Source organism: Agrobacterium sp. LAD9 (assembly GCF_003031125.1).
Taxonomy (GTDB): Bacteria; Pseudomonadota; Alphaproteobacteria; order Rhizobiales; family Rhizobiaceae; genus Agrobacterium; species Agrobacterium radiobacter.
The window spans coordinates 83,985-107,975 of sequence record NZ_PHGS01000018.1; the positions used below are offsets into that span (position 1 = coordinate 83,985).

Sequence of the window (23,991 nt, forward strand, 5' to 3'; positions counted from 1 at the left end):
TGACATTTTGCAAGCGGGTGCTCTTTGCGCAGGATCAAACAACGCCGGAAGCAAGGGGCTATTTGCATGTTTTAAGAGACCGGGCCTCTCGCAGAATGCGCGAACCCTCCTGCGCGGCGGCGGCGATATCGAGAAACATCAGGCTCGCCGTTTCGACCACGCCTTCATCGACCGTGTCGTCCTCGGCAAAATCCGATAGCATATCGGTCAGAAGCCCGATCTTGCGCCGCTCCTCGCGGGCGGCGGCAAGGAGCTTGACGACATTGCGCTGGCGCTCGAAATCCTCAAGCTCGCGCAGCGCGTCGTGCACCTTGTCGCGGCAGCCGCAATCGAGCGCGCTTTGCAAAACCACGTTACGCACGAGATGGATCGCCGCCGCGATATCCGCCCCGCCCGGCGCTGCCGCAGACTGTGATTGCACGTTTTTTCCGTTCGTCGTCATGCATTCACCCCATGCGCCGTGTTGCGGGCGCGGGCGATCCAGGCCGCCCCTTCCTGCCCGTGGTGAAAACCATTGGAAAACGGCACGTCCGGATAGATTTGGCTGAGACGGGCAAGACCATCTTCCGCACCCCGCCTGCCGGTCAGAACATCGTCATGGATCTGCGCCACCGCCACCATGTCGCAATCCTGCGGCGAGAGGCGGAAACGGGCGATGCCGGCAGCGGCCAGATCCTGAAGCTCGCCAAGCAGCGACTGGCAGGTGTGCGACACCGTCTGCACCCCGTTCAGCGCCAGAAATGATTGCCGGTCAAGCGTGCGGACCGGCAATCCATCCGGATCGTCGCCGCAGACGAACTGGCAATTATCCTTGATATTGCCCTTGGCGCGGGCATGGGCGCAGCGCGCCGAAATGGCGAGCGGCAGGCGGCCGAAGGCGAAGATTTCGAAGTCCACATCAGGCGTCTCCGCCACGATGCGCTCCACCGAGATCATCGGCAGTTCCGGCGGCAGGCAGATGGCGCTTGCCCCGCGCGAGGAGAGCAGCCGCGCGGTCGCGGCATTATAGACATTCACCATCGGCCCGACGACGTGCGGCGCGCCATGCAGCATGCCAAGGGCGGAAAGGTCATTCGCCTCGACGGGATAGGGACTATCGGCGATCAGGCCGCGCAGCTGGCGGCTTTCCCGTTCCAGCGTCACCAGTGAAAGCGTCGAGAGGATCACCTGTTTTCCGGCGTTCTCCAGCCGCTCGATCACCTCTGCCAGATGCGGCTCGGTGAAATGAAACCGTTTGGAACAGACGGTCTCGCCGAGATAGACATGGCTGACGGGCGCCTCATCGGCGATGCGGAAATAGAAATCTCGCCATTTCTCGCCCTGCCAGAGATAAAGGACCGGGCCGAGCGCCAGAGTGGCCTTTGCGGGTTTTACCATCGCCTTCATCTCCAGCGTTTCTCATAAGCGCCAACGGTGGTGCGCTGGCCTTCGCTTAAGAGCCGCAGGCGTGAGAGCAGCCTGCCGCGCTCTTCGGCACCGGCGGAAAGCGCCCGGTGCAGGGTGGAAACCACTTCCGCCACATAGGCCTTGCCGCGCTGGCGACCCTCGATCTTCAGCGCGCTGACCCCCGCCTCGCGCAGCGCATCGATCTGGTCCATCACGTCAAGCGATACCGGATCCTCGAAGGCATAGGACTTGTCATCGGCAATCTCGAAACGGCCCTTGCACAGCGTCGGGTAACCCGCCGCCTCACCCGCCGGAAAGCGGTTGATGGTGTAATCACCGAGTTCCGACACCAGCTCCTGCCCATCCTGCCGGTAATGCACATGGCTTGCCGGCGAGCAGACGCCGTTCATGTTGGGTGATTTGCCTGTGGCGTAGGACGAAAGCGAACACCGTCCCTCCGCCATGACGCAGAGACCGCCGAACACGAAGATTTCGATTTCGCAGCGGATTTGCCGCGCCAGCCGGGCGATGTCGGAAATCGTCAGGGTGCGCGGCAGCACCACCCGTTTCGCGCCGAAGGCATCGACGAGAAAATTGACCGCATCGGCATTGGAGGCGGAGGCCTGTACCGAGACGTGGATGCGCTGCTGCGGATGGTTTTCCGCCACATGCGCCATCAGGCCGAAATCGGCGAGGATAAGCGCGTCAGCCCCCGCCTTCACGGCATCGGCCGCGCCGCGATACCAGATATCCTCATTACCGGCGCGCATGAAGGTGTTGAGCGCCACAAAGGTCTGGACACCGCGTTTCTTCGCGTAAGTGATGGCGTCGGCCAGCTCTTCGCGGGAAAAATTGAGGCCGGGAAAATTGCGGGCGTTGGTTTCATCACGAAAGCCGCAATAGACGGCGTCCGCCCCGGCATCCACGGCCTCACGAAAGGCGGCGGGCGTTCCCGCAGGACAGATCAGTTCCATGCCTGCTCTCCCCGCGTTTCGGACAGAACGTGGCCGCGCAGACGGTTCGCGACACGCGTTACCACGGGCGCGAAAGGCCCGGCAAATGCACCGAGGTCACGCGGCAGATCGATACCGCTGTCATCAAGCGCATTGCGCAGCGCCAGCATCGCCTCCATGTCGCCGGTGACGCTGAGATCACGCGAAAAGAACAGCGCATCGGCATCCTGCCGCCCCTCCATCAGCGCAAGCAGCATGAAAAGCGGTCCCTCGACCGCCGCGTCCGTCTTGGGCAGGCGGCCCTTTCGGCTGACGGTGATGGCAGGACTTGCGGGTTCGACCATGAAGGCGAAGGGGAGATCGACAGGCAGAAAAGCGTAGCGCTTGTTGCGATGTTCGCCGAGCCGGACGAACATATTCGGATGCCGCTTCATGATCTGCGCCAGCATCGCCGCCGTCGCTCGCTGCACCACGGCAATCGGCAGAAAATTCAAGGGGGTGGCGATGGCGGCGGGAAAAGGTCTCATGAAGGGTCCTGTCGGCTCTGTTGCGGGCGGCAACCTAACCGTGGCGCACGGATGGCGGTTTGAGCGAACGCAAAGACAGGGTGATTTTCCGGCGTGAAACGATGAAAAGCGCTATAGATCACGGACTTGCCAAGCGAAGGAGGTCGCCCATGTCCGACATAAGGGTCAAACGGATTTACGAACCCGCCAGCGACGATGACGGCACGCGCGTTCTGGTGGACCGGCTCTGGCCGCGCGGCATGCGTAAGGAAGATGCAAAACTGTCGCTATGGCTGAAGGCGATCGCGCCCAGCAACGAATTGCGAAAGAACTTCTCCCATATGCCATCGCGCTTTGGCGAATTCACCCGGCATTATCATGAGGAACTGGCGGCCAACCCCGATGCCGTGGCCCAGATGAAGGAGCTGATGGCGAAAGGCCGGGTCACACTGCTTTATGCCGCCCACGATACCGAACACAACCACGCCCTCGTTCTCGCCGACTATCTTCGTTCGCACTGAACCCGCATTTGCGGCAGCGCAAGGACATGCCCCACTGCCACCGGCAAACAAGCGGCATGAGAGACGAACCGACAGACACAAAGACAGAAGAGAAACCCGCCCGCGCTACCGATCTGCGCGGTTTCGTCCGGCTGCTGGAAGAGCGTGGGCAGCTGCGGCGAATCCGCCAGCCGATCTCGCTGGTGCACGAGATCACCGAAATCCACCGCCGCGTACTCGCCGAGGGCGGGCCGGCGCTGCTGTTCGAGCAACCCGTCGACCACGAGGGCAAGGTGCGGGAGATGCCGCTGCTTGCCAATCTGTTCGGCACGCGTCAACGCATCGAATGGGGGCTCGGGCTGGAAACGGGCGGCCTGCCCACGCTTGGACAGAAGCTGGCAGAATTACGCGAACCGCGGCCGCCGAAAACCATGGCAGAGGCCTGGAGCAAGCTGCCTTTGCTCCGGGCAGCACTTTCCATGCGGCCACGCAACGTCTCCCGCGCGCCGGTACAGGAAAGGGTGCTGACGGGAGATGCAGTCGACCTTGCCCACCTGCCGGTGCAATGGTGCTGGCCGGGCGAACCGGCCCCGCTCATCACCTGGCCGCTGGTCATCACCCGTTCGCCTGATGATCCCGACGATATCAATGTCGGCATCTACCGCATGCAGATGTTGGGGCCGGACAGGGTGATCATGCGTTGGCTGGCTCATCGTGGCGGGGCACATCACCACCGGCTGTGGCAGGCGCGCGGGCTGGATATGCCCGTTACCGTCGCCATCGGCACTGATCCCGCCACAATTCTCGCCGCCGTCATGCCGCTTCCCGAACATATCAGCGAGCTTGGCTTTTCCGGCCTGCTGCGCGGCTCGAAAAGCCGCATCGCCAGAGCATTGACCGTGCCGATGCCGGTGCCCGCCCATGCCGAGATCGTGCTGGAAGGGACCGTCTCAGTAACGGAAACGGCGCTGGAAGGCCCTTACGGCGACCATACCGGCTATTATAATTCCGTCGAAGCCTTTCCGGTCATGACGCTATCGGCAATCACCATGCGCCGCAATCCGATCTATCTTTCCACCTATACCGGCCGGCCGCCGGATGAACCCTCGGTTCTCGGCGAGGCCATGCTCGAGATTTTCCTGCCGCTCGTCAAAAGACAATTTGCGGAAATCGTCGATCTGTGGATGCCGCCGGAGGCCTGTTCCTACCGCGTGATGGTCGCTTCGATCGACAAACGATATCCGGGGCAGGCAAAACGGGTGATGATGGGCCTTTGGTCGATGCTGCCGCAGTTCAGCTATGTAAAACTCATCATTCTGGTCGATCCCGACATTGATGTGCGCAACTGGGCGGACGTCGTCTGGGCGCTCTCCACCCGTTTCGACGCCTCGCGCGATACAACGATCATCGACGACACGCCGATTGATTATCTCGACTTCGCCTCGCCGAAAGCCGGGCTCGGCGGCAAGATGGGGCTGGATGCCACCCGCAAGTTGCCGCCGGAAACGGAGCGCGAATGGGGCCGCGTGCTATCAATGACACCTGACGTGATCGCGAAAGTCGATCTGATATGGCGTGATCTCGGCCTTGGAGAACGGCCATGACTCCGTGCCGCGTCGTGGTCGGCGTTACCGGCGCCTCGGGTGCCGCCATTGCGCTGCGCATCGTCGAACGCCTCGCCGGGATGAAAAGCGTCGAAATCCATCTCGTCCTGTCGCAATCGGCCAGACGCACCGTGCTGCATGAGGAAGGTGCGCAAGCCATGGGGCGGATGTTGTCGCTCGCAAGTGTCAATCACGCCGTCGATGACATCGGCGCGGCAATTGCCAGCGGCTCTTTCCCGACAGCCGGCATGATCGTTGCACCCTGCTCCATGCGCACACTTGCGGCCATTGCAACCGGGTTTTCGGACAATCTTCTCACCCGCGCCGCCGATGTGCATCTGAAGGAGCGCCGGAAGCTGATCCTGATGACACGCGAGACGCCGCTGCATCTCATCCATCTGCGCAACATGTGCGCGGTGACGGAAGCGGGCGCCACCATCATGCCGCCGGTTCCGGCCTTTTACAACAGACCGCAAAGCATCGCCGATATTGTCGACCAGATGGCCGCTCGCGCCATTGATCAGCTTGGCATCACTTCCGCGCCGCAGGCTACTATATGGCAGCCACATGTTGTGAAAGCGCCCTGAGCGATCAGAGATAGGCCATAGGGTCCGCGCCGAAGAGCGCAGCATGGCCACCTGCCAGCAGCCACCAGATCGTCAACGCCGTCAGCGCCACAGCAAGCAGCATCGGCCCGTCCACGGCGAGGCGCGTTTTGCCGGAGAGGATTGCTGCGAAGGGAGCCGTTGCGCTGCCGGCAGCCGTCGCGCTCCACGCATCGCCCAGTCTTTTCCGGGCGCGTTTTTCGGTCATGGCCATTCCGCCGAGAGAAAACAGCGCAAAGCCGCCGAAGAGAATAACGGAGCGCAGGTCGCCATTCGGCACGACATGCCCCAGCGACCAGAACAGAAAACCGACAAGCACCGGATGGCGGGTGATGCGGACAATGGCGCCCGGTCTCTGCCCCTGCCGTACGGAAATGGAGAGCGGATTGACGCTGAGGAGGCCTGCCAGCACGAAAAACAGGCCGAGCGGTGCTGCCAGAAACGTGACATGCGCCTGCCAGGGCGCGACATCCCAGAGCGGAATGTAATCGACGGACAGCGCGGCATAAAAAACCCAGGCCAGCGTCAGAAGCGAGACCACGGAATAGGCGCCGAAATAAGCGGGCCTGCCGATGGCCGCAATCAGCCGGCCGCGCACGGCCGGCACGGCGGGAATGGAATGCAGCGCCACGAAAAGCGAAAGAGCGGCGACAAGTTCAAGCATCCGACTGCCTTCTCACTGGTTCAGGAACAGCACCGACGCAATCGCCACGGAGGCAAGAACGGCGGAAACCGCGCCCATGCGCTGTAATACTCCCATACGGTACAACAGTACCGCAAAGCCAATGATAACAGGGGTTGCGACAATCAGCCCGACCTGTGCGTCGTTCATGGGAAGCTCCATTTTCCAGAGTTGCGCTTTGTCAGGACAATAGGGCTTTGCGCGCTCCCTTCTTTGACCGACCGCAAAGAAGCGGGGTTTGAGGACGCCTAAGCGTGGCTTGCTGTTTTACAATTACGGACAAGGCCATGGCGACAAATACGGAAGAGGAAAGCGGAAATCTGCTCCTGTGGATTCTGGTCTGGAGCGAACTTGCCGCCTTCGGCGCTTTGACCGGCGCATTCATCATCGCCTTCGCCCTCAATCCCGATGCATTCGCCGCCGCGCGCCAGCATCTGCAGCCGCAGCTTGCCGGTCTCAATACGCTTATATTGCTGGCGAGCGGCTGGCAGGCGGCCGTGGCGGCCAGCCGTCACACCGCGCTGCCGGGCAAAAGGCGGGCGCTTGTCATTGCCGGCCTTCTGGGCTTCGCTTTCGTTGGTGTGAAGCTCTATGAATATTCCACCGAAATCGCCTTCGCGTCCGATCCCGCCTATGGCGCATTCTTTGAGCTTTATTTCCTGCTCACCGGCTTCCACCTGCTGCATGTCGTCTTCGTGGCGATCCTGCTGTTTATCGTGGCCTGCTGGCCGAAAAACGAGAACATCACGCTGGTGACGACGCTGTGGCATGTCATCGATCTGGTCTGGATCGTCATCTTTCCCGTCGTTTATCTGGTTTGACATCATGATCCATCGCACCTCCCGCCAGCTTGCAAGAAGCTTCACAGCACTCGCCATTCTCGTTCTCGCCGGCACGGCCGTCGTCATATCGTGGAAGGCGGCGTTTCTGCCGCCGGTCGCAGCCGCCTGCCTGATGCTGCTTTTCGCGCTCATGAAATCCAGACGCGTCATCGACGACTTTCTGGGCTTTCGCGAAGAGCGCGGCCTGCTGCGCGCCGCCCTTCTGGCATGGCCCGCCATCTTCGCCGCCGCAGCCCTTTTGCGGGCATTCGTCCAGGGCATTTTGTCACTCTGAAAAGGCCGGCGGCACCACCTCTCCCGTTGTTTGCCAAAAGGCAAAGAACGCCCGCGGCCAACGGCTAGAAAGGGTTCAGGCCCCACCGCATTCCGCCAGCCCGCTGGCAAATCCCGGCATGAGGGTTCGATCAAGCCAGTCCGCATAAGCGGTCTTCCGGATGGAAAGGACCATTGGCATGGCAGAACGCCTGACCAAAACAGGAGCGCGAAACGTCTTTTACGGCGGCTCCATCTTCTTCTTTGTCATATTCGTCGGGCTGACCGCCCATAGCCATTATTACATGCGCACCACCTCGACGGATGAAAGCACGCTGACGGAAAGCGTCGCACGCGGCAAGCACGTGTGGGAGAAAAATTCCTGCATCAACTGTCACACGCTGCTCGGTGAAGGCGCCTATTTCGCGCCTGAACTCGGCAATGTCTGGAAGCGCTATGGCGGCGTGGAAGACAAGCAAGCGGCGCGCGATTCCATCAAGGGCTGGATGGCCGCCCAGCCCACCGGCATCGAGGGCCGACGCCAGATGCCGCAGTTCAATCTCACCGAACAGGAGCTCGATGATCTCGTCGACTTCCTCGAATGGACGAGCCGGATCAAGACGCAGAACTGGCCGCCGAACGAGGCGGGTTGAGGTGGACGGCAAGGAGATGACGAGATGAAATACCAGACACAAAAAGTCGCCATGCTGTATTTTTACGGCGCAATCGGGCTGTTCGTGGCGCAGATCCTGTTCGGCGTCGTCGCCGCCACGATCTACGTGCTGCCCAATACGCTTTCCGAGCTTCTGCCCTTCAACATCGTGCGCATGATCCACACCAACGCCCTTGTGGTGTGGCTGCTGATGGGCTTCATGGGCTCGACCTTCTACCTGCTGCCGGAAGAGACGGAAACGGAGCTTTACAGCCCGAAACTCGCCATCGCGCAGTTCTGGATCTTTCTGGTGGCCGCAGCCGTTGCGGTGGTCGGATATATGTTCCGCATCCATGAAGGCCGCGAATTCCTCGAGCAGCCCTTCGCCATCAAGGTCGGCATCGTCCTCGTCGTCCTGATGTTCCTGTTCAACATCACCATGACGGCGCTGAAGGGCCGCAAGACCACTGTTATCAACATCCTGCTCTTCGGTCTCTGGGGTCTGGCGATCTTCTTCCTCTTCGCCTTCTACAATCCCATGAACCTGGCGCTCGACAAGATGTACTGGTGGTACGTCATCCATCTTTGGGTGGAAGGCGTGTGGGAACTGATCATGGCCTCGATCCTCGCCTTCCTGATGATCAAGCTCAACGGCATCGACCGCGAAGTGGTGGAAAAATGGCTCTATGTCATCGTCGGCCTTGCCCTCTTCTCGGGCATCCTCGGCACCGGACACCACTATTACTGGATCGGCGCGCCCGGTTACTGGCAATGGATCGGCTCGCTCTTCTCGACGCTGGAAGTGGCCCCCTTCTTCACCATGGTCATCTTCACCTTCGTCATGACCTGGAAGGCCGGCCGCAAGCATGAGAACCGCGCGGCATTGCTCTGGTCGATCGGCTGCTCGGTCATGGCCTTCTTCGGCGCCGGCGTCTGGGGCTTCCTGCACACGCTGTCGTCGGTGAATTACTATAGCCACGGCACGCAGCTCACCGCCGCCCACGGGCACCTCGCCTTCTTCGGCGCCTATGTGATGCTGAACCTCGCCATGATGGCCTATGCCGTGCCGGAAATGCGAAAGCGCGCGCCTTACAATCAGTGGCTTTCGATGACGAGCTTCTGGGTGATGTGCACGGCCATGTCGGTGATGACCTTCGCGCTGACCTTTGCCGGCGTGGTGCAGATCCAGCTACAGCGCGTCATGGGCGAAAGCTTCATGGATGTGCAGGACCATCTGGCGATCTTCTACTGGATCCGCCTCGGCTCGGGTTTCGCGGTTCTCATTTCGGCGGCCATGTTCATCTGGGCAATCCTGGTCCCGGGCAAAGAAAAACAGGGTGGCGTTGCCCGCCTCGTGCAGCCCGCCGAATGAGAAAACGGACCGGCTCTCCTTTTCCCCCGGAGAGCCGGTTCCTTACCATCAAACATGGAGATGACCATGAACACCCTCTTCCGCCCGACGCCGCCGCCCTTACCAGATGCCCCCTTCTACACGCCGCTCGGCAATGAATGCGTGCTGTTCGAAAGCGCCTGGGTGCGGCAATTGCCGCTTCTGCTGAAAGGCCCGACAGGCTGCGGCAAGACCCGTTTCGTCAGCCATATGGCGGCGAAACTCGGCCTGCCGCTTTCGACAGTTTCATGCCACGACGACCTTGCCGCCGCCGACCTGACCGGCCGTTACCTGCTGAAAGGCGGTGAAACCGTGTGGATGGACGGCCCGCTGACACGCTCGGTGCGCCAGGGCGGCATATGTTACCTCGACGAGATCGTCGAGGCGCGCAAGGATGTGGCCGTCGTGCTGCATCCGCTTACCGACGACCGCCGCATCCTGCCGCTGGAGCGCACCGGCGAGGTTCTGCAAGCGCCCTCCGGCTTCATGCTCGTCGTGTCCTACAATCCCGGCTACCAGAACCTGCTGAAAAGCCTGAAGCCCAGCACCCGACAGCGTTTCGTCGCCATTGAATTCGACTTTCTGCCCAAGGAACAGGAAATCGCCGTCGTTTCGCATGAAAGCGGGCTCGATGCGCGCGATGTCGAGCCGCTCGTCGATCTCGCCCACCGGCTGCGCGGCTTGAAAGGTCACGATCTGGAAGAGGGCGTCTCCACCCGCCTGCTCGTCTATTGCGCCAGCCTCATCGATACCGGCCTTCCCGCCCGCCAGGCCGTGCGCGCGGCGATGATCGAGCCGCTGACCGACGAGCCTGACGTGAAGGCCGCGCTGCATGAAGTCGCGGATGCGATCATCCGATAGGGCGCATTTATATCCATACCGGAATGCGCGGCGAGGCCCGCGCATTCCGGCCCGATGCCATGAGGATAAACCATGCTGGACTTTCTGGAACTGGAAGAAACCGTCGGCCGCGCCTGGCACAGGCTGATCGGCGAAACCGGCACATGGTTGCGCTTTCCAGATCATGCCGTGAAGCTGGAGGACATGCAGGCCGTGCTGGCCATCTGTTTCCGCGGTTTTGGCGGTGAACATGCGGTGCAGATCGCCCCGGCGCGCGCGCGCACCTCCACGCACCGGCTGAGGCTTCGCCAGCGCATGGGCCTTGGCGAGGAGAAACTGGCCCAGCCCGGCCGCGATCACGCCACGCTGATGCTGCCGCCGGTGCTCGATCTGTTTCCCGACCGCCGCCTCAACCGCGATCTCTATCTCTGGCTCGCGGCCGCCATGGCGATGATGCCGCTTCAACCGGTCATGGTCGCCGACCCGCTGCGCAACGATCTTGCCCGGCTCGACAGCGCCGCAGAACTGGCGGAAGCTGTCATCCGTGCCTTCCCCGGAATGAAGACCCGTTATCGGCGGCTTTGCGCTGCCCTGCTCGCGGTGCGCCAGAAGCGGCCGCTGCCGCAGGCCGAGCAGCAGGTGGAACAACGAGTGCTCTCCATGCTGGCGGAAGCGGCGGGGATCGAGGGCCACACACCGCCCGCCGGCTTCCCGGTCAAAGCGCCGCCGCGCTACCTGCCCATGCTGCCGGTTCCGCTCTGGCCGGACACGCTGCTGCGCGAAACCTCCGAGGCGCGGCAGGGCGAAGACCAGCCGGCGGCGAGCGCCGCGCCGCAGGGGGCGGAAGCGGCCCGCCATATCGCCGTGCGTGAAAAGGCGGAGAACCGGCAGACCGAGCGAAGCCCCTTCATCCTCAACCGTTTCGAAAAGATCCTTGCCATGGCCGAGATGGTCAATGTCGACCGTCCCGGTGACGACAGCGACGATGCCGACGGCAGTGCGGCCGACGAGCTGGACGACATGACGCTTGGAGAAAGAAAGGGACGTCCTTCCGCCCGCTTCCGCTTCGATCTCGACCTGCCGCCCGAAGCGCTGGATCATACGCCGCTGACGGCGGAACTGACCTATCCCGAATGGGATTATCGCAGTGGCACCTACCTCGCCAACCATTGCCGGGTCATCGCCTCCCGTGCGAAGGGTGCTGAGACGGCACCGGAACCCGACCCGGACACCAGGAGCCTTATCCGCCGGGTCAGGCGGCAGTTCGAGGTACTGAGGCCACGTCACGAAATGCTGCGAGCCCAGCTTGACGGCAACGATCTCGATCTTGACGCGGTGGTTCGCGTCAGAAGCGACATCGCCGCCGGCGGACAGGGCAGCGACCGCATTCATATGGCAAGCCGCCCGCAGGCGCATGATCTTGCCGTGACGATCCTCGTCGACGTATCGCTGTCGACCGACGCCTGGTTCGACAATCGCCGAGTGCTGGACGTGGAAAAGGAAGCGCTGCTGGTGCTTGCCCACGGGCTTTCCGCCTGCGGCGACAGTCACTCGATCCTGACCTTCACCTCACGCCGCCGCTCCTGGGTGCGGGTGGAGACAGTGAAGGATTTCGATGAACCGATGGGCCACACTATCGAGCGTCGCATCGCGGCGCTGAAGCCCGGCTTCTACACCCGCATCGGTCCCGCCATCCGCCACGCCAGCGCCAAGCTGCATGAAAGACCGGAGCGCCGCAAGCTGCTTCTGTTGCTGACGGATGGCAAGCCGAACGATGTCGATCATTATGAAGGTCGCTTCGCCATCGAGGACAGCCGCCGTGCCGTTTCCGAGGCAAGGCGCTCGGGCGTCAGCGTCTTCGGGGTGACTGTCGACAGCAAGGCGCAGTCCTATATTCCGGCCATGTTCGGCCAGAACGGTTATGCCATCGTCAGCAGGATAGCGAAGCTGCCATCGGCGCTGCCGGCAATCTATCGCAGCCTTGCCGGCTGAAGCCTGTCGCGCAAACAGACCTGACGAATCTCAGGTTTATTTGCGCGGCGACAATGTCTCCCAACCGCACGGCGGATAGGTTTTTCCAGTCCGCCGGCCGGCCGCACCGCCGGACATCATTCCATCCGCGGCCGTGGAGCCAGCCTATGTCCGAAGCCCAAACTGCAACCAATATCGATGTGCGCATCATTCCGCACCGCGAACGCCATCCGCGCATTTTCGGCGCGCTCGGCGCATTGGCTCAAGGGCAATCGCTGCAGATCACCAGCGATCATGATCCCCGTCCGCTGCTTTATCAGCTTGCCACCAATTTCCCCGGTGAATTTGGCTGGGAATATCTCGAACAGGGCCCGGAAGTCTGGCGTCTCGATATCGGCCGGCTGGAAGAGCAGGCCGAAGGCTCCGAGGACGATATGTCCGGCTGCGAATGCTGCTGCGGATCCGAGCATTGACCCCAGCGCCTGCGGCATGGTGAAAAGACCTCTGGCGGACGGCTCATGCCGCCGCCAGCCGACTAACGAGGTGAAGCAATGACGGAAATGATCAGGGAACTCGATGTCCGGCCGCTTTTGCAGAGCGGCGGCGAGCCCTTTCCGGCAATCATGGAAGCCGTGGCCGGGCTTGCGCCGGGTGAGGCGCTGCGATTATTGGCCACCTTCCGGCCCGTTCCGCTGTTCAAGGTGATGGCCGAGCGCGGTTTTAACCATCAGGTCCGGGAAATCGGCGGCGGCGACTGGGAAGTGCTGTTTACGCCGCAATCCAGTGAAGCCGAGCAGATTTCCGTTTCGCCGGCGCTTGCGGGCAATGCCGAAGAGCCGCAGATATGGCCAGACCCGGTCATCTATCTCGATCTCAGCGACGAGGCGACCGGGGGGCAGGCGAGCCGTACGCTTGCCGCACTTGACCGTCTTGCGCCGGGCGCCGTGATCTTCGTGCTGATGCCGCAGGAACCGACCTTCCTCTACCCGGAGCTTCTGGCCCGCGGCCATCAATGGGCCGGCAATTTCGACGAGGCGCGCACGGCGTTTCGCATCTTCATCCGCGCCGGGGCCGGCGCACATTAAACCATCGGGTATCCTCGATAACGAAACGCCCCGGAAATTGCTTCCGGGGCGTTTCGTTTTGGCGGTTTAGCAACGAACCCGACTACGCTTTCAGCGGTTTGCGCTCACGCATCAGTATCGGCCCGTATTCAACGCAGAAGAGACCGAAACCGACGATCCAGAGAAGCGCCGAGCAGGCGTAAAGATGCATCATGGCGCCCGGGAAGAACTCGGCCGCAGGTCTCAAGAGCGCGCAGGCGATCAGAGATACATAAGCTGCGATGGTGACGCTGCTGGCCGCAAGCTTGCGTCCGGTGTGGCCAAGGCTTGCTCTCGTCATGACCGCAAGCATCATGCAGCCGATGACGCCGACAGTGAAGATGTGCAGGACGGACCGCGTGTCCATGACATCGAGAGCCGCCAGCGCTATGGCGATGAAACCGGCGGGGATAAAGGCATAGGCCACATGCAGCACCACCAGCACCTGCTCAGGCCAGGTCGTCCAGCCGCGCCAGCGAATGAGACGCACGGCGTGCATGAAAGCTGCCAGAAGTGCCGTGGGCACGGCCACCATGCTCTCGGGTTCCATTGTCCAGACGGCCAGCGCCGCGATGCCGGTGAGGATGGCGGCGGTGTCGAAGCCATTATAGGGCACAGGAAAATCCGTGCGGCCGAAACGGTTCAGCCAGTTGCGAGTGAAACTCGGCACGATCCGGCCGCCGACGATAATGACGAGCACGGTGTAGGCCGAAACGGCAAGGCGGGTCGCCATCTGGCTCAGGTCGCCTTCGATCGCCGCCACATGGAAAATGATATTGGCGACGGAAAGCGCCAATAGCCCGCCCAGCACTTTGAGGTCCTTCCACTTGCGCCCGGCAATGACCTCGCGCGCGCAGATCGTGAGAAGTGCCGGCAGGAAAAGTCCGTCAACGGCTGCGGCGGTGACCACGCCCACCGTGTCCGGCACGAGCAGGAAAATCCGGCCCGCGCACCAGAGCGCAAACAGCCAGACCAGCGGTTTGCCCGACACCGGCAGCCGCCCCGTCCAGTTCGGCACAGCCGTCAGTAGAAAGCCGGCCAGCACCGCCGAAGCGAAACCAAACAGCATCTCATGGGAATGCCAGTTCGGCGCACCGTAATCTCCGCCGATGTCGACAAGGCCGGAAAGGGCTGCGATCCACAACACCATCGCCACGATGGCCCAGATGGCGCCGCCGAGGAAAAATGGCCGGAAGCCATAAGAAAAGATAACCGGGCCGGTGCGTGCCAGCCCCCTTGGAATGCCGCCCTTTGGCCGGCTGCGCCCTTCGGTGAGAACGGTTTGGCTGCCACTCATTGTAATGCTCCTCGTTTGGTCTTGACATATGTCTAGACGCAAGCCCGTCTCGCTTCTTTGCGAACAGGCAAAGAGGAGGTGCGACGCCTCCGCATGAAGCCGTAACCGCCTGCCAAAATGTCGCAGGTGGCCCGACGCGCAGTTTGCTCCATCTCAAATTGTATTTCCGCCCCTCCGCTACAAATGCTGTGACAGAGCGAAACATGCTCTGCCCTAAGAGGGACAGGAGAAATATGATGACGGAAACCTTCCACATCACACGGCGTAATATTCTCGCAGGCGCAGCATTTGCAGGGGCTGTAGCCCCCATGGTCATACCATCGGCGGCGAGCGCGGCAGAGGAAAAGAAGGCCGCAGCCAAGCCATTGACGAGCGCGGAGATTGCAGCGCTTCCTCGCGTAAAGGTTGATCTCGTCAAGCCGCCTTTCGTGCACGCCCATACGCAGAAAGCCGAAGGCGGACCGAAGATCGTCGAGTTCACCTTGACGATCAAGGAACAGAAAATGGTCCTCGACGACAAGGGCACCGAGGTCCATGCCATGACGTTCAACGGCTCTGTTCCCGGGCCCCTGATGGTGGTGCATCAGGACGACTATGTCGAACTGACCCTCATCAACCCCGATACCAATGAGCTGCAGCACAATATCGATTTCCACTCGGCCACCGGCGCGCTCGGCGGCGGCGGGCTCACCATCGTCAACCCCGGTGAAAAGGCGATCCTGCGGTTCAAGGCCACCAAGGCCGGCGTCTTCGTCTATCACTGCGCACCTCCCGGCATGGTGCCGTGGCATGTCACCTCGGGCATGAATGGCGCGATCATGGTGCTGCCGCGCGAGGGCCTGACGGACGGCCACGGCAAGGAGCTTGTTTATGACAAGGTCTATTATGTCGGCGAACAGGACTTCTACATCCCCCGCGACGAGAACGGCAATTTCAAGAAATATGAAAGCGCCGGCGACGCCATGGCCGATACGCTGGAAGTCATGCGCAAGCTGACGCCAAGCCACATCGTCTTTAACGGCGCAGTCGGCGCCCTGACGGGGGAACACGCCCTTCAGGCCGCCGTGGGCGAAAAGGTGCTGATCGTGCATTCGCAGGCGAACCGCGATACCCGCCCGCACCTCATCGGCGGCCATGGCGATTATGTCTGGGCGACGGGCAAATTCCGCAACCCGCCGGATCTCGACCAGGAAACCTGGTTCATCCCCGGCGGCACGGCGGGCGCGGCCTTCTATACCTTCGAGCAGCCCGGCATCTATGCCTATGTCAACCACAACCTCATTGAAGCCTTCGAGCTGGGCGCGGCGGCCCACTTCAAGGTGACGGGTGAGTGGAACAACAGCCTGATGCAAGCGGTGCTCGCTCCGTCGAGCATCTAACGCGCCCGGAAGCGCGCCGCCGCCAACAGAGTGCGGCGCGCTTCCTTTCTGCTCTCTACGGCCTGAAGGCAGGCCCGAACTTTGGCGTTCCCAAAACGCAGGCAGGTTCCCATGGGCATTCCCGGCAGCAGCCATTTTCCAAATGCCGTCTCGCTCCTTTTGCCGCTCTCGCTTGCCACGCTGCTCGCGACGGCGATCGGTTTCCAGTCAGGGATCATCCGCAGCGACACTGATCCACGCGCAGCCATGGCGCCGCCGCAGGTCGTTACCGTGCCTGCTGGCAGTTTCACCTACCGGGCGGAAGGCGAATATTTCCGCAATGGTTATGCCGTCGATGGCCCGATGGTCGACGTAACGATGCGGCAAAATCTGACGATCATGAAATATCAGGTGTCGAGCGCGGATTATGCGCGCTGCGTCGCCGAAGGCGGCTGCCAGCAGCCGGAACCCGGCTTTGCCGCTCCGGTCGGCGGCGAGATACCGGCAACCGGCATCAGCCAGGATGATGCCCACGCCTATGCCGCATGGCTGAGCGAGCGGACGGGCACCACCTGGCGCCTGCCGAGTGATACTGAACTGGCCTTCGCCGCCGGCTCGCTTTTTCCTGACGAGACGCTTGGCGTAGCTGCCGATAGTGAGAACCCGGCCTTGCGCTGGCTGGCGGACTACGAGCGGCAGACCAGCCGCAAGGCCTCGGGCAATCCCGTTCCGCAATCCTATGGCAGCTTCGGCGAAAACGAATATGGCCTTGCCGATTTCGGCGGCAATGTCTGGGAATGGACCTCGAGCTGCAGCCGGCGTGTGACGCTTGGCAAGGATGGCGAAATGCTGGATACCGTCGCCTCCTGCGGTATTCCCGTCGCTTCGGGAAAACACCGTGCGGCGATGAGCGCCTTCGTCAAAAACCCGAAAAGCGGCGGCTGCGCGGTCGGCGTGCCGCCTGATAATCTCGGTTTCCGGCTCGTGAAGGATACGCGCTGGTATGCGCCGCTTCTCGAAAAGCTTCGCGCAGCCGCTCTGATTTCTTGATAATCGTCAATTAAAACAATTAGTTGATTCATATCATTTGATCTTCTTCAGCCGGTGATAGTGCTGTATTGTGAGGATACAGAAAAGGCCGACACCCGGGTGCCCATTGCGGGAACCGTGGCGGCGGCCGACCACCGGAGAGGGTGCAAGTGAAGATTGACCGAAGCGTCATCCGGTCGCTGGCCTTGTTTGCCAAGATGGCCGACGATGAGCTGGACGGACTGCTGACCCACGCCACATCCCGGCTCGTGCCGGCGGGCGAAGCCATTTTCGAGCAGGGCCGGCCGGCCACGCATTTCTTCCTGCTCATCCACGGCCGTCTGAAGGTAACGCAGGTGACCCATGACGGTCAGCAGATCATCGTGCGCGTGGTGCATCCCGGCGATCTCTTCGGTTTCGCAAGGGCGCTGCAGCGGGCCGATTATCCCGGCACCGCAACGACGGCTGCCGAAAGCGTGATCCTGTCCTGGCAGACGGATCTCTGGCCGCAATTCGTCGAGCAGAACCCGCATCTTGCCGTCTCAGCCATGCAGACAATCGGCCAGCGTCTCGAGGAAGCCCATACGCGCATCCGCGAAATGTCGACGCAGGAAGTGGAGCGCCGGGTGGCCCATGCCGTGCTGCGCCTTTCGCAGCAGGCGGGCCGCAAGGAGGTGGACGGCATCCGTATCGACTTCCCGATTTCGCGTCAGGATATCGCCGAAATGACCGGCACGACGCTGCACACCGTTTCGCGCATCCTCAGCAGCTGGGAGACCAAGGGGCTGGTGCAGGGCGGGCGGCAGAAGCTTCTGGTCTGCAATCTGCCGGGCCTTGCCCAGCTGGCGGAAGGCGAAGCCAGCCAGGTGTAGAGTGGAGGCGCCTGCCTCCATGTGCTTGGCCTTCGCCAAGGGTGGGCCTCGACCGGGTAGCCCCCGGCTCTCACTCAACCGGCTTTGAGGCCGCGCTTTCAATATAGGCGATGAGATTGTCCAGATCTTCCGGCTTGCTGATGCCGGCCAGCGCCATCTTGTTTCCGGGGATTTTCTTTTTTGGCGCGCTCAGGAAATCCCGCAATTCCTCCGGCGTCCAGACGAGACCGTCCTCGCCCGCTTTTTTCATCGCACTCGAATAAGTATAGTCAGGCACGCCGCCCGCCGCCCGGCCAATGATGCCGTTAAGCTGTGGACCGATCCTGTTTTTCGCGCCCTCGCCGATGGCGTGACAGGCGGAACAGCGCTTGAAGACCGTCTCCCCCTTGGCAACATCGCCCTCCGAGAGAGCGGGAATGGCGCTTGCGGCGACCATTGCCGCCGCGATGATTATTATATTGCGCATCATGTCATCCTTGTCTTGCCGCTTGAGTGTGGCCCGTCCACAAATGCGGACGGGCCAACAGTTCTCTCTTCAGGTCGTGCCCCAGGCAGGCGTGCCCCTCTTGTAGGAAATGCGGTCTTCGAAACCACCGGGAATCTCGTCGTAGACGAGAACTTCCGTGGCCCCGATCTTCGACGTGAAGAAGCCGAGCAGCGTCAGTTGTTTGACCAGCGTGAAGGCGTGCGGTTTCGCCGGTGTCTGTTCCGCCCTGGCCTGCTTGTCCAGCGCCGAAAGCAGCGCCTGCCGCTGTTCCGCCGTCAGCTCCAGAAAGGCCTTCTTGTATTCGGTCTGGCTGCGCTTCTCGATGTCGGAAATTGCCGAAAGGAAGAGTGTCCGCTGCTCGTCGGTGTAGCAATCGGCTGCATAGACGGCCATGAATGCACCCACTTCGGCATCCTTCGCACCGGGCGTGGAAGTGCGGGGAATGATGGTCTCCGCCACTTCGTCCAGAAAGCGGATTTCCTCCGGTGTAAAGACATGGCCAGCGCCGGCAGGCTTGGCAGCATTTTCCGCGGCCGTCAGGACATCCGCGCCGATCAGCGGAAGGCCGGTGGCAATGGCTATCAGTTTCAGCAGTTCGCGTCTGTTCATCACAGGTTCCCCTTCTTGCGTTCGGAAACGGCAAATTCGGCGGCACGCGCCGTCAGCGCCATGTAGGTCAAAGACGGGTTGACGCAGGAAGCCGAGGTCATGCAGGCACCATCAGTCACAAAGACGTTCTGTGCATCCCAGACCTGGTTGTTGCCGTTGAGGACGGAGGTTTTCGGGTCGCGCCCCATGCGGGCCGTTCCCATTTCGTGAATGCCCATGCCGGGTGCATAGCTGCCCCTGGAGGGTTTGACGTTCTTGATGCCGACCGCCTCGAACATCTCGACGGCGTCATTGACCATGTCTTCGCGCATGTCGAGTTCGTTCTGCTTCATCTCGACATTCATGGAGAGGACCGGCAGGCCCCATTTGTCCTTCTTCTCATGATCGAGCTTCACGCGGTTCTCATGGTAGGGCAGCATTTCGCCGAAAGCGGTCATGCCGATGGTCCAGCCGCCCGGCTCGGTCAGCGCTTCCTTGTAATCGGCTCCGATATTGAGCTCGGCGATTTCCCGTTCCCAGCGCGAACGGCTGGCCGAGCCCTGATACCCGAAACCACGCAGATATTTGCGCTTGTCGTCGCCGGTATTGCGGAAACGCGGAATGTAGAAACCCGCGGGACGGCGGCCCTTGAAGTAGAAGTCCTCGAAACCTTCCACCTGGCCTGTCGCACCCATGCGGAAATGGTGGTCCATCACGTTGTGGCCGAGTTCGCCGGAGCTGCTGCCAAGCCCGCCTTCCCAGACATCGGTGGCCGAATTCATCAGCACCCATGTCGAGTTCAGCGTCGAGGCGTTCAGGAAGATGATGTCGGCGGTGTATTCATAGGTCAGGTTGGTTTCTGCGTCGATGATCTCGACACCGCGCGCCTTCTTCTTGTCCTTGTCGTAGAGGATTTCCTTGACGATGGAGAAAGGCCTGAGCGTGAGATTGCCGGTGGCGACCGCCGCAGGCAGGGTGGATGCCTGCGTGCTGAAATAGCCGCCGAAGGGACAGCCCAGCCGGCACTTGTTGCGGAACTGACAGCGCGTGCGCTCCTGATCGGGAAGTTCCTGGGTAATGTTGGCGCAGCGCGAATTGATGAGGTGGCGCGTGCCCTTGAACGCTTTCTTCAGCCGGCTGGCCACATCCTGCTCCACGAAATTGAGCGGAATGGGCGGCAGGAATTCGCCGTCAGGGAGAATGTCCAGCCCCTCGCGGCTGCCGGAAATGCCGGCGAAGCGCTCGACATAATCATACCAGGGGGAGACGTCTTCATAACGGATCGGCCAGTCGACGGCGATGCCGTCTTTCGCATTGGCCTCGAAATCCGTCTGCGACCAGCGATAGGTCTGGCGGCCCCAGAGCAGGGAGCGGCCGCCGACATGGTACCCACGGAACCAGTCGAAGCGCTTTTCTTCGACATAGGGCGTTTCCTGCTCATCGGCCCACATGCCGAGCGTTGCCTCTTCCAGCAGGTAATCGCGGCTGAGAACGGGATATTTCGCCTTCATTTCCTGCGTGGCGCGGTTGCGATGGGGATAGTCCCAGGCTTCCTTGTCGGCATTCTGATAGTCGGTGATGTGCTCGATGTTGCGGCCGCGCTCCAGCATCAGGACCTTCAGGCCCTTTTGCGTGAGTTCCTTTGCGGCCCAGCCTCCACTGATGCCCGAGCCGACAACAATCGCATCATAATGATTGTTTGCCATGATAACTCCTCCGATGTGAGCTTGGAAAAAACGACAGGACAAAGCGCTTCCCGTCGCGACGCGGCGGAAACTGGTTATGTGTCTGTCGAACCTCATGCGCCCCGGCGAACCGGCCGCCGGGGAGCGGTTCTGGTTTTACTGGCAGTGTTTACTGAAGGGTCGGCAGGCGTTCGCTCAGGAACGCATTGCCCTTGGTCACGACGGCTTCGGCATCGAGCGGAAGGTCGTGTTCAAGGATGAACCATTTTGCGCCGGCCTGTTTTGCCGCCGGCAGGATCGTCTTCCAGTCGAGCGTGCCGGTGCCGAGTGTGGCGAAGCCGCGCTCGTTTTCCGCCGTTCCCGCAGGCGCATTGTCCTTGGCGTGGATGGCAAAAACCTTGCCCTTCAAGGTGCCGAGGAATTCGGCCGGATCATTGCCGCTGCGCGCCACCCAGGCGACATCGACTTCGGCCTGCAATTTCGGGCCTGCCGCATCGAGCAGCAGTTCCAGCGCCGTCTTGCCGTCGAACTTGACCATTTCAAAGTCGTGATTGTGGTAGGCCATGGAGAGGCCTGCCGCAGACAGTTTGTCCGCATATCCGCCGAGCTCCTTGCCGAAGGCGGTCCAGCCTGCGGCGTCCTTCGGACGGTCTTCCGGCTTCAGGAAAGGCACGGTCACGACGGGATTGCCGACGGCCTTCTGCTCGGTGATGACCTCGTCGAGATTGCCGCGCAGCTTATCGATCGGCACATGCGAAGAAATGACCTTGATCTTGTGCTTTTCGAGAAGCGTGTTCAGTTCGCTGGCGCTGACCTTCTGCATGTCCACCGTTTCCACGGCGGAAACGCCTGCGCGGTTGAGGATGGCAAGCTGTTCTTCCAGCGTTCCGGAATTGCGCAGCGTGTACATCTGCGCGGCGATCGGCAGCGTCTTGCTGTCATCGGCAAAAACCGGATTTGCGAAACCGGCCGCCAGTCCGACGACGAATGCCATGCCTGCAAGTTTTGACTTGAACGTTTTCAAACGCGTAACTCCCTTTCCGTTTGATCAATGTGACGACACGCCCACCCTTCCCGGTCTCCTTGACCGGGCAGGTGCCGGGCACAGCCTCCGGTGCCCTGCGTCGTCTCCTCCAATAGGCTGCGACCTAGATGTCGATTTTGACCCAGGTCGAGGTCTGGCTGGAGCGGACGGCGGCATCGATGAATGCGAGACCCGCAAGGCCGTCCTCCATGCCGGGGTAAATCACCTCCCCGGCGGCTGTTTTTCCCTCCCTTTTGGCGATGATTGCATCTGCGGCTTCGCGGTAGATCGTCGCAAAACCCTCGAGATATCCTTCCGGGTGCCCTGACGGCACGCGGCTAACACGGTTGGCGGCAGCTCCCGCGCCCGCACCGTTGCGGGTGATCAGCCGCTTCGGCTCCCCATAAGGCGTGAACCACAGCTCATCCGGCACGCGGTGGTGCCATTCAAGCCCGCCTTTATCGCCATAGACCCGGAGCGACAGGGCGTTTTCATTGCCGACCGCGATCTGGCTTGCCCAGAGCATGCCCTTGGCGCCGCTTTCGTAACGCAAGAGAATATTGGCGCTGTCATCCAGCTGCCGGCCCGGCACGAAGGAGGTCAGATCCGCATAAAGGCTGCTGGGGATTTCGCCCGTGACGAAGGCGGCAGCGTTGAAAGCGTGCGTGCCGATATCGCCGATTGCCCCGCCCGCGCCGGAGCGGCTGGGGTCCGTGCGCCATTCCGCGCCCTTCGCCCCGATCTTTTCAACCGCTTCGGTCAGCCAGTCCTGCGCATATTCGGCCTGGACGTGACGCAGCTTGCCGATATCGCCACTGGCAATCATCTCCCGCATCTGCCGCAGCATGGCATAGCCGGTGTAATTATGCGTCAGAATGAACAGCCTGTCGGATGCCCCGACGATTTTGGCCAGTTCCTTCGCCTCCTCCAGTGTCGCGGTCACCGGCTTGTCGCAGATGACGTGGATCCCGGCCTCGAGAAAGGCCTTGGACGGGGCGAAATGAAGGTGGTTGGGGGTCACGATGGCGACCGCCTCGATTCCGTCTTCACGACCGGCCTCAACCGCCGCCATCTCCTCAAACGAGGCATAGGAGCGCTCCGGCGCGATGCCGAGCAGCGTTGCCGAAGCGCTAGCACGCGCCGCATCGGAAGAAAGCGCGCCGGCCACGAGTTCGTAACGGTCATCCAGCCGGGCGGCGATGCGATGCACCGCACCGATAAAGGCGCCCTGACCGCCGCCGACCATTCCGAGACGGATGCGGCGGCTATCGAATTTTTTTGTAACGGAGGACATGGCTATCCCTTTCAAAGTCCGAGAAGGCGGCGATTGGCGGCATCATCGACGCCGCTTTTGGCGAAATCGTCGAAAGCCCGCTCGGTCACGCGGATGATGTGGTTTTCAATGAAGGCTACGCCCTCACGCGCGCCATCTTCCGGGTGCTTCAGCGCGCATTCCCATTCCAGCACCGCCCAGCCGTCGAAGTCATATTGGGTGAGCTTGGAAAAGACTGCGCCGAAATCCACGTGCCCGTCGCCCAGCGAACGGAAACGCCCCGGCCGGTCGACCCAGCTCTGATAACCGCCATAAACGCCCGAGCGGCCCGTCGGATTGAACTCGGCATCCTTGACGTGAAAGGCGCGGATACGCTCGTGATAGATGTCGATGAAATCGAGATAATCCATCGCCTGCAGCACGAAATGCGAGGGATCGTAGAGGATGTTGGCGCGTGCATGGTTGCCGGTGGCGTCAAGAAAACGCTCGAAGGTGACGCCGTCATGCAGATCCTCACCCGGATGCAGTTCATAGCAGAGATCGACACCATTCTCCTCGAAAGCATCGAGAATGGGTGTCCAGCGCTTGCCGAGTTCGGCAAAGGCCATTTCGACAAGACCAGCCGGACGCTGCGGCCACGGATAAACGAACGGCCATGCGAGCGCACCGGAGAAAGTCGCATGGCTTTTGAGGCCAAGATGCCGCGACGCCTTCGCCGCACACTTCAGCTGGTTGACCGCCCATTCCTGCCGCGCCTGCGGTTTGCCGCGCAGTTCGGCCGGTGCAAAACCGTCGAACATTTCATCATAGGCCGGGTGAACGGCCACGAGCTGGCCCTGAATATGGGTCGAAAGCTCGGTGATCTCGACGCCTATCTCGGCCAGACGGCCCTTGATATCGTCGCAATAGGTCTTGGAGGCGGCGGCTTTCTCGAGATCGAAGAGCTTGGGATCGGTCGGCACCTGAATGCCCTTGTAACCGAGGGAAGCCGCCCATTGGCCGAGATTGTCGAGCGTGTCGAAGGGGGCTTCGTCCCCGACAAATTGCGCGAGGAAAATCGCCGGGCCTTTGATCGTCTTCATGTCCTTACAC

At 61.6% G+C, this 23,991-nt stretch carries 27 protein-coding genes; 14 read left to right on the forward strand and 13 right to left on the reverse strand.

Features of this window, described 5'->3' with window-relative positions; genetic code table 11:
- Positions 1-58: 58 nt before the first annotated feature.
- Genes DA915_RS19310 through DA915_RS19325 form a run of 4 tightly spaced genes read right to left on the reverse strand, consistent with a single transcriptional unit; the run spans position 59 to position 2,866 of the window.
- Positions 59-442: a hypothetical protein gene (locus DA915_RS19310; RefSeq protein WP_107676973.1), complete on the reverse strand. Its 384-nt coding sequence runs from the start codon at positions 440-442 to the stop codon at positions 59-61.
- Positions 439-1,377 carry a U32 family peptidase gene (locus DA915_RS19315; protein ID WP_099086885.1) on the reverse strand — a complete coding sequence of 313 codons (939 nt, stop codon included), beginning with the start codon at positions 1,375-1,377 and terminating at the stop codon, positions 439-441. The genes DA915_RS19310 and DA915_RS19315 overlap by 4 nt, the downstream gene beginning before the upstream one ends.
- Before the next feature lie 5 nt (positions 1,378-1,382).
- Positions 1,383-2,360 (reverse strand): peptidase U32 family protein, encoded by a 978-nt coding sequence (locus tag DA915_RS19320; RefSeq protein ID WP_003504676.1) that lies wholly within the window; start codon positions 2,358-2,360, stop codon positions 1,383-1,385.
- Complete coding sequence (locus DA915_RS19325) at positions 2,351-2,866, reverse strand: SCP2 domain-containing protein (protein WP_020809032.1); 516 nt, start codon at positions 2,864-2,866, stop codon at positions 2,351-2,353. The genes DA915_RS19320 and DA915_RS19325 overlap by 10 nt, the downstream gene beginning before the upstream one ends.
- A gap of 149 nt (positions 2,867-3,015) precedes the next feature.
- Here DA915_RS19325 and DA915_RS19330 point away from each other — a divergent pair, with 149 nt between their 5' ends.
- From DA915_RS19330 to DA915_RS19340, 3 genes are read left to right on the forward strand one after another with little or no spacing between them, the layout of a single operon-like run.
- Complete coding sequence (locus DA915_RS19330) at positions 3,016-3,366, forward strand: DUF488 domain-containing protein (protein ID WP_099086846.1); 351 nt, start codon at positions 3,016-3,018, stop codon at positions 3,364-3,366.
- A 56-nt stretch (positions 3,367-3,422) separates the two neighbouring features.
- Complete coding sequence (locus tag DA915_RS19335; RefSeq protein WP_192886610.1) at positions 3,423-4,949, forward strand: UbiD family decarboxylase; 1,527 nt, start codon at positions 3,423-3,425, stop codon at positions 4,947-4,949.
- On the forward strand, positions 4,946-5,536 hold the full coding sequence (locus DA915_RS19340; protein WP_107676974.1) for a UbiX family flavin prenyltransferase: 591 nt from the start codon (positions 4,946-4,948) through the stop codon (positions 5,534-5,536). The genes DA915_RS19335 and DA915_RS19340 overlap by 4 nt, the downstream gene beginning before the upstream one ends.
- Positions 5,537-5,540: 4 nt before the next feature.
- Here DA915_RS19340 and DA915_RS19345 read toward each other — a convergent pair whose 3' ends face one another.
- Together DA915_RS19345 and DA915_RS19350 are read right to left on the reverse strand one after the other, a co-directional pair.
- Positions 5,541-6,218, reverse strand: a complete 678-nt coding sequence (locus DA915_RS19345) for an NnrU family protein (RefSeq protein WP_107676975.1) — start codon at positions 6,216-6,218, stop codon at positions 5,541-5,543.
- A 12-nt stretch (positions 6,219-6,230) separates the two neighbouring features.
- Positions 6,231-6,386, reverse strand: a complete 156-nt coding sequence (locus tag DA915_RS19350) for a hypothetical protein (RefSeq protein WP_003504656.1) — start codon at positions 6,384-6,386, stop codon at positions 6,231-6,233.
- 137 nt (positions 6,387-6,523) lie between these two features.
- On the opposite strand from DA915_RS19350, the gene DA915_RS19355 reads away from it, so the two are divergent.
- The 8 genes from DA915_RS19355 (at position 6,524) to DA915_RS19390 (ending at position 13,268) form a co-directional block, all read left to right on the forward strand.
- Positions 6,524-7,057, forward strand: a complete 534-nt coding sequence (locus DA915_RS19355; RefSeq protein WP_107676976.1) for a cytochrome c oxidase subunit 3 — start codon at positions 6,524-6,526, stop codon at positions 7,055-7,057.
- A 4-nt stretch (positions 7,058-7,061) separates the two neighbouring features.
- Positions 7,062-7,352 carry a hypothetical protein gene (locus tag DA915_RS19360; RefSeq protein ID WP_107676977.1) on the forward strand — a complete coding sequence of 97 codons (291 nt, stop codon included), beginning with the start codon at positions 7,062-7,064 and terminating at the stop codon, positions 7,350-7,352.
- Positions 7,353-7,530: 178 nt separating this feature from the next.
- Positions 7,531-7,983, forward strand: a complete 453-nt coding sequence (locus DA915_RS19365; protein ID WP_003504650.1) for a cytochrome c — start codon at positions 7,531-7,533, stop codon at positions 7,981-7,983.
- Between the two features lie 24 nt (positions 7,984-8,007).
- Positions 8,008-9,354 (forward strand): nitric-oxide reductase large subunit, encoded by a 1,347-nt coding sequence (locus DA915_RS19370; protein WP_087746647.1) that lies wholly within the window; start codon positions 8,008-8,010, stop codon positions 9,352-9,354.
- Positions 9,355-9,420: 66 nt separating this feature from the next.
- Entirely contained in the window at positions 9,421-10,233 is an 813-nt protein-coding gene (locus DA915_RS19375) for a CbbQ/NirQ/NorQ/GpvN family protein (protein ID WP_080867472.1), read from the forward strand.
- Positions 10,234-10,305: 72 nt separating this feature from the next.
- Positions 10,306-12,204 (forward strand): nitric oxide reductase activation protein NorD, encoded by a 1,899-nt coding sequence (locus DA915_RS19380; RefSeq protein ID WP_107676978.1) that lies wholly within the window; start codon positions 10,306-10,308, stop codon positions 12,202-12,204.
- Positions 12,205-12,350: 146 nt separating this feature from the next.
- Positions 12,351-12,656 (forward strand): DUF2249 domain-containing protein, encoded by a 306-nt coding sequence (locus DA915_RS19385; RefSeq protein ID WP_003504642.1) that lies wholly within the window; start codon positions 12,351-12,353, stop codon positions 12,654-12,656.
- Between the two features lie 78 nt (positions 12,657-12,734).
- Positions 12,735-13,268, forward strand: a complete 534-nt coding sequence (locus tag DA915_RS19390; RefSeq protein ID WP_107676980.1) for a DUF2249 domain-containing protein — start codon at positions 12,735-12,737, stop codon at positions 13,266-13,268.
- Positions 13,269-13,350: 82 nt separating this feature from the next.
- On the opposite strand, the gene DA915_RS19395 is transcribed toward DA915_RS19390, so the two are convergent.
- Positions 13,351-14,583, reverse strand: a complete 1,233-nt coding sequence (locus DA915_RS19395) for an NnrS family protein (protein WP_107676981.1) — start codon at positions 14,581-14,583, stop codon at positions 13,351-13,353.
- 236 nt (positions 14,584-14,819) lie between these two features.
- Between DA915_RS19395 and nirK the strand changes: the two genes are divergently transcribed.
- The 3 genes from nirK to DA915_RS19410 all read left to right on the forward strand — a co-directional run bounded on the left by nirK (position 14,820) and on the right by DA915_RS19410 (position 17,842).
- A complete protein-coding gene (gene nirK / locus DA915_RS19400; RefSeq protein WP_003504637.1) occupies positions 14,820-15,962 on the forward strand; it encodes a copper-containing nitrite reductase in 1,143 nt (380 codons plus the stop codon).
- Between the two features lie 111 nt (positions 15,963-16,073).
- The gene (locus DA915_RS19405; RefSeq protein WP_107676982.1) at positions 16,074-16,991 is read left to right on the forward strand and encodes an SUMF1/EgtB/PvdO family nonheme iron enzyme; all 918 of its coding nucleotides are present in this window, start codon (positions 16,074-16,076) and stop codon (positions 16,989-16,991) included.
- A 149-nt stretch (positions 16,992-17,140) separates the two neighbouring features.
- Positions 17,141-17,842: a Crp/Fnr family transcriptional regulator gene (locus tag DA915_RS19410; RefSeq protein WP_003504633.1), complete on the forward strand. Its 702-nt coding sequence runs from the start codon at positions 17,141-17,143 to the stop codon at positions 17,840-17,842.
- 70 nt (positions 17,843-17,912) lie between these two features.
- Here DA915_RS19410 and DA915_RS19415 read toward each other — a convergent pair whose 3' ends face one another.
- The 6 genes from DA915_RS19415 to DA915_RS19440 all read right to left on the reverse strand — a co-directional run bounded on the left by DA915_RS19415 (position 17,913) and on the right by DA915_RS19440 (position 23,981).
- Positions 17,913-18,308 (reverse strand): cytochrome c family protein, encoded by a 396-nt coding sequence (locus DA915_RS19415; RefSeq protein ID WP_099086837.1) that lies wholly within the window; start codon positions 18,306-18,308, stop codon positions 17,913-17,915.
- A gap of 69 nt (positions 18,309-18,377) precedes the next feature.
- Entirely contained in the window at positions 18,378-18,938 is a 561-nt protein-coding gene (locus DA915_RS19420) for a gluconate 2-dehydrogenase subunit 3 family protein (protein WP_107676983.1), read from the reverse strand.
- Positions 18,938-20,623 carry a GMC oxidoreductase gene (locus DA915_RS19425; protein ID WP_107676984.1) on the reverse strand — a complete coding sequence of 562 codons (1,686 nt, stop codon included), beginning with the start codon at positions 20,621-20,623 and terminating at the stop codon, positions 18,938-18,940. The genes DA915_RS19420 and DA915_RS19425 overlap by 1 nt, the downstream gene beginning before the upstream one ends.
- A gap of 148 nt (positions 20,624-20,771) precedes the next feature.
- Positions 20,772-21,626 carry a sugar phosphate isomerase/epimerase gene (locus DA915_RS19430; protein WP_192886611.1) on the reverse strand — a complete coding sequence of 285 codons (855 nt, stop codon included), beginning with the start codon at positions 21,624-21,626 and terminating at the stop codon, positions 20,772-20,774.
- Positions 21,627-21,750: 124 nt separating this feature from the next.
- On the reverse strand, positions 21,751-22,920 hold the full coding sequence (locus tag DA915_RS19435; protein ID WP_107676986.1) for a Gfo/Idh/MocA family protein: 1,170 nt from the start codon (positions 22,918-22,920) through the stop codon (positions 21,751-21,753).
- A gap of 11 nt (positions 22,921-22,931) precedes the next feature.
- Complete coding sequence (locus DA915_RS19440; RefSeq protein WP_107676987.1) at positions 22,932-23,981, reverse strand: sugar phosphate isomerase/epimerase; 1,050 nt, start codon at positions 23,979-23,981, stop codon at positions 22,932-22,934.
- Between the last annotated feature and the right edge of the window lie 10 nt (positions 23,982-23,991).

Bases quoted from the DNA above. Each gene is read 5' to 3' on its own strand.
- DA915_RS19310 (WP_107676973.1), bottom strand. From the start codon at position 442: ATGACGACGAACGGAAAAAACGTGCAATCACAGTCTGCGGCAGCGCCG.
- DA915_RS19315 (WP_099086885.1), bottom strand. From the start codon at position 1,377: ATGGTAAAACCCGCAAAGGCCACTCTGGCGCTCGGCCCGGTCCTTTAT.
- DA915_RS19320 (WP_003504676.1), bottom strand. From the start codon at position 2,360: ATGGAACTGATCTGTCCTGCGGGAACGCCCGCCGCCTTTCGTGAGGCC.
- DA915_RS19325 (WP_020809032.1), bottom strand. From the start codon at position 2,866: ATGAGACCTTTTCCCGCCGCCATCGCCACCCCCTTGAATTTTCTGCCG.
- DA915_RS19330 (WP_099086846.1), top strand. From the start codon at position 3,016: ATGTCCGACATAAGGGTCAAACGGATTTACGAACCCGCCAGCGACGAT.
- DA915_RS19335 (WP_192886610.1), top strand. From the start codon at position 3,423: ATGAGAGACGAACCGACAGACACAAAGACAGAAGAGAAACCCGCCCGC.
- DA915_RS19340 (WP_107676974.1), top strand. From the start codon at position 4,946: ATGACTCCGTGCCGCGTCGTGGTCGGCGTTACCGGCGCCTCGGGTGCC.
- DA915_RS19345 (WP_107676975.1), bottom strand. From the start codon at position 6,218: ATGCTTGAACTTGTCGCCGCTCTTTCGCTTTTCGTGGCGCTGCATTCC.
- DA915_RS19350 (WP_003504656.1), bottom strand. From the start codon at position 6,386: ATGAACGACGCACAGGTCGGGCTGATTGTCGCAACCCCTGTTATCATT.
- DA915_RS19355 (WP_107676976.1), top strand. From the start codon at position 6,524: ATGGCGACAAATACGGAAGAGGAAAGCGGAAATCTGCTCCTGTGGATT.
- DA915_RS19360 (WP_107676977.1), top strand. From the start codon at position 7,062: ATGATCCATCGCACCTCCCGCCAGCTTGCAAGAAGCTTCACAGCACTC.
- DA915_RS19365 (WP_003504650.1), top strand. From the start codon at position 7,531: ATGGCAGAACGCCTGACCAAAACAGGAGCGCGAAACGTCTTTTACGGC.
- DA915_RS19370 (WP_087746647.1), top strand. From the start codon at position 8,008: ATGAAATACCAGACACAAAAAGTCGCCATGCTGTATTTTTACGGCGCA.
- DA915_RS19375 (WP_080867472.1), top strand. From the start codon at position 9,421: ATGAACACCCTCTTCCGCCCGACGCCGCCGCCCTTACCAGATGCCCCC.
- DA915_RS19380 (WP_107676978.1), top strand. From the start codon at position 10,306: ATGCTGGACTTTCTGGAACTGGAAGAAACCGTCGGCCGCGCCTGGCAC.
- DA915_RS19385 (WP_003504642.1), top strand. From the start codon at position 12,351: ATGTCCGAAGCCCAAACTGCAACCAATATCGATGTGCGCATCATTCCG.
- DA915_RS19390 (WP_107676980.1), top strand. From the start codon at position 12,735: ATGACGGAAATGATCAGGGAACTCGATGTCCGGCCGCTTTTGCAGAGC.
- DA915_RS19395 (WP_107676981.1), bottom strand. From the start codon at position 14,583: ATGAGTGGCAGCCAAACCGTTCTCACCGAAGGGCGCAGCCGGCCAAAG.
- nirK (WP_003504637.1), top strand. From the start codon at position 14,820: ATGACGGAAACCTTCCACATCACACGGCGTAATATTCTCGCAGGCGCA.
- DA915_RS19405 (WP_107676982.1), top strand. From the start codon at position 16,074: ATGGGCATTCCCGGCAGCAGCCATTTTCCAAATGCCGTCTCGCTCCTT.
- DA915_RS19415 (WP_099086837.1), bottom strand. From the start codon at position 18,308: ATGCGCAATATAATAATCATCGCGGCGGCAATGGTCGCCGCAAGCGCC.
- DA915_RS19420 (WP_107676983.1), bottom strand. From the start codon at position 18,938: ATGAACAGACGCGAACTGCTGAAACTGATAGCCATTGCCACCGGCCTT.
- DA915_RS19425 (WP_107676984.1), bottom strand. From the start codon at position 20,623: ATGGCAAACAATCATTATGATGCGATTGTTGTCGGCTCGGGCATCAGT.
- DA915_RS19435 (WP_107676986.1), bottom strand. From the start codon at position 22,920: ATGTCCTCCGTTACAAAAAAATTCGATAGCCGCCGCATCCGTCTCGGA.
- DA915_RS19440 (WP_107676987.1), bottom strand. From the start codon at position 23,981: ATGAAGACGATCAAAGGCCCGGCGATTTTCCTCGCGCAATTTGTCGGG.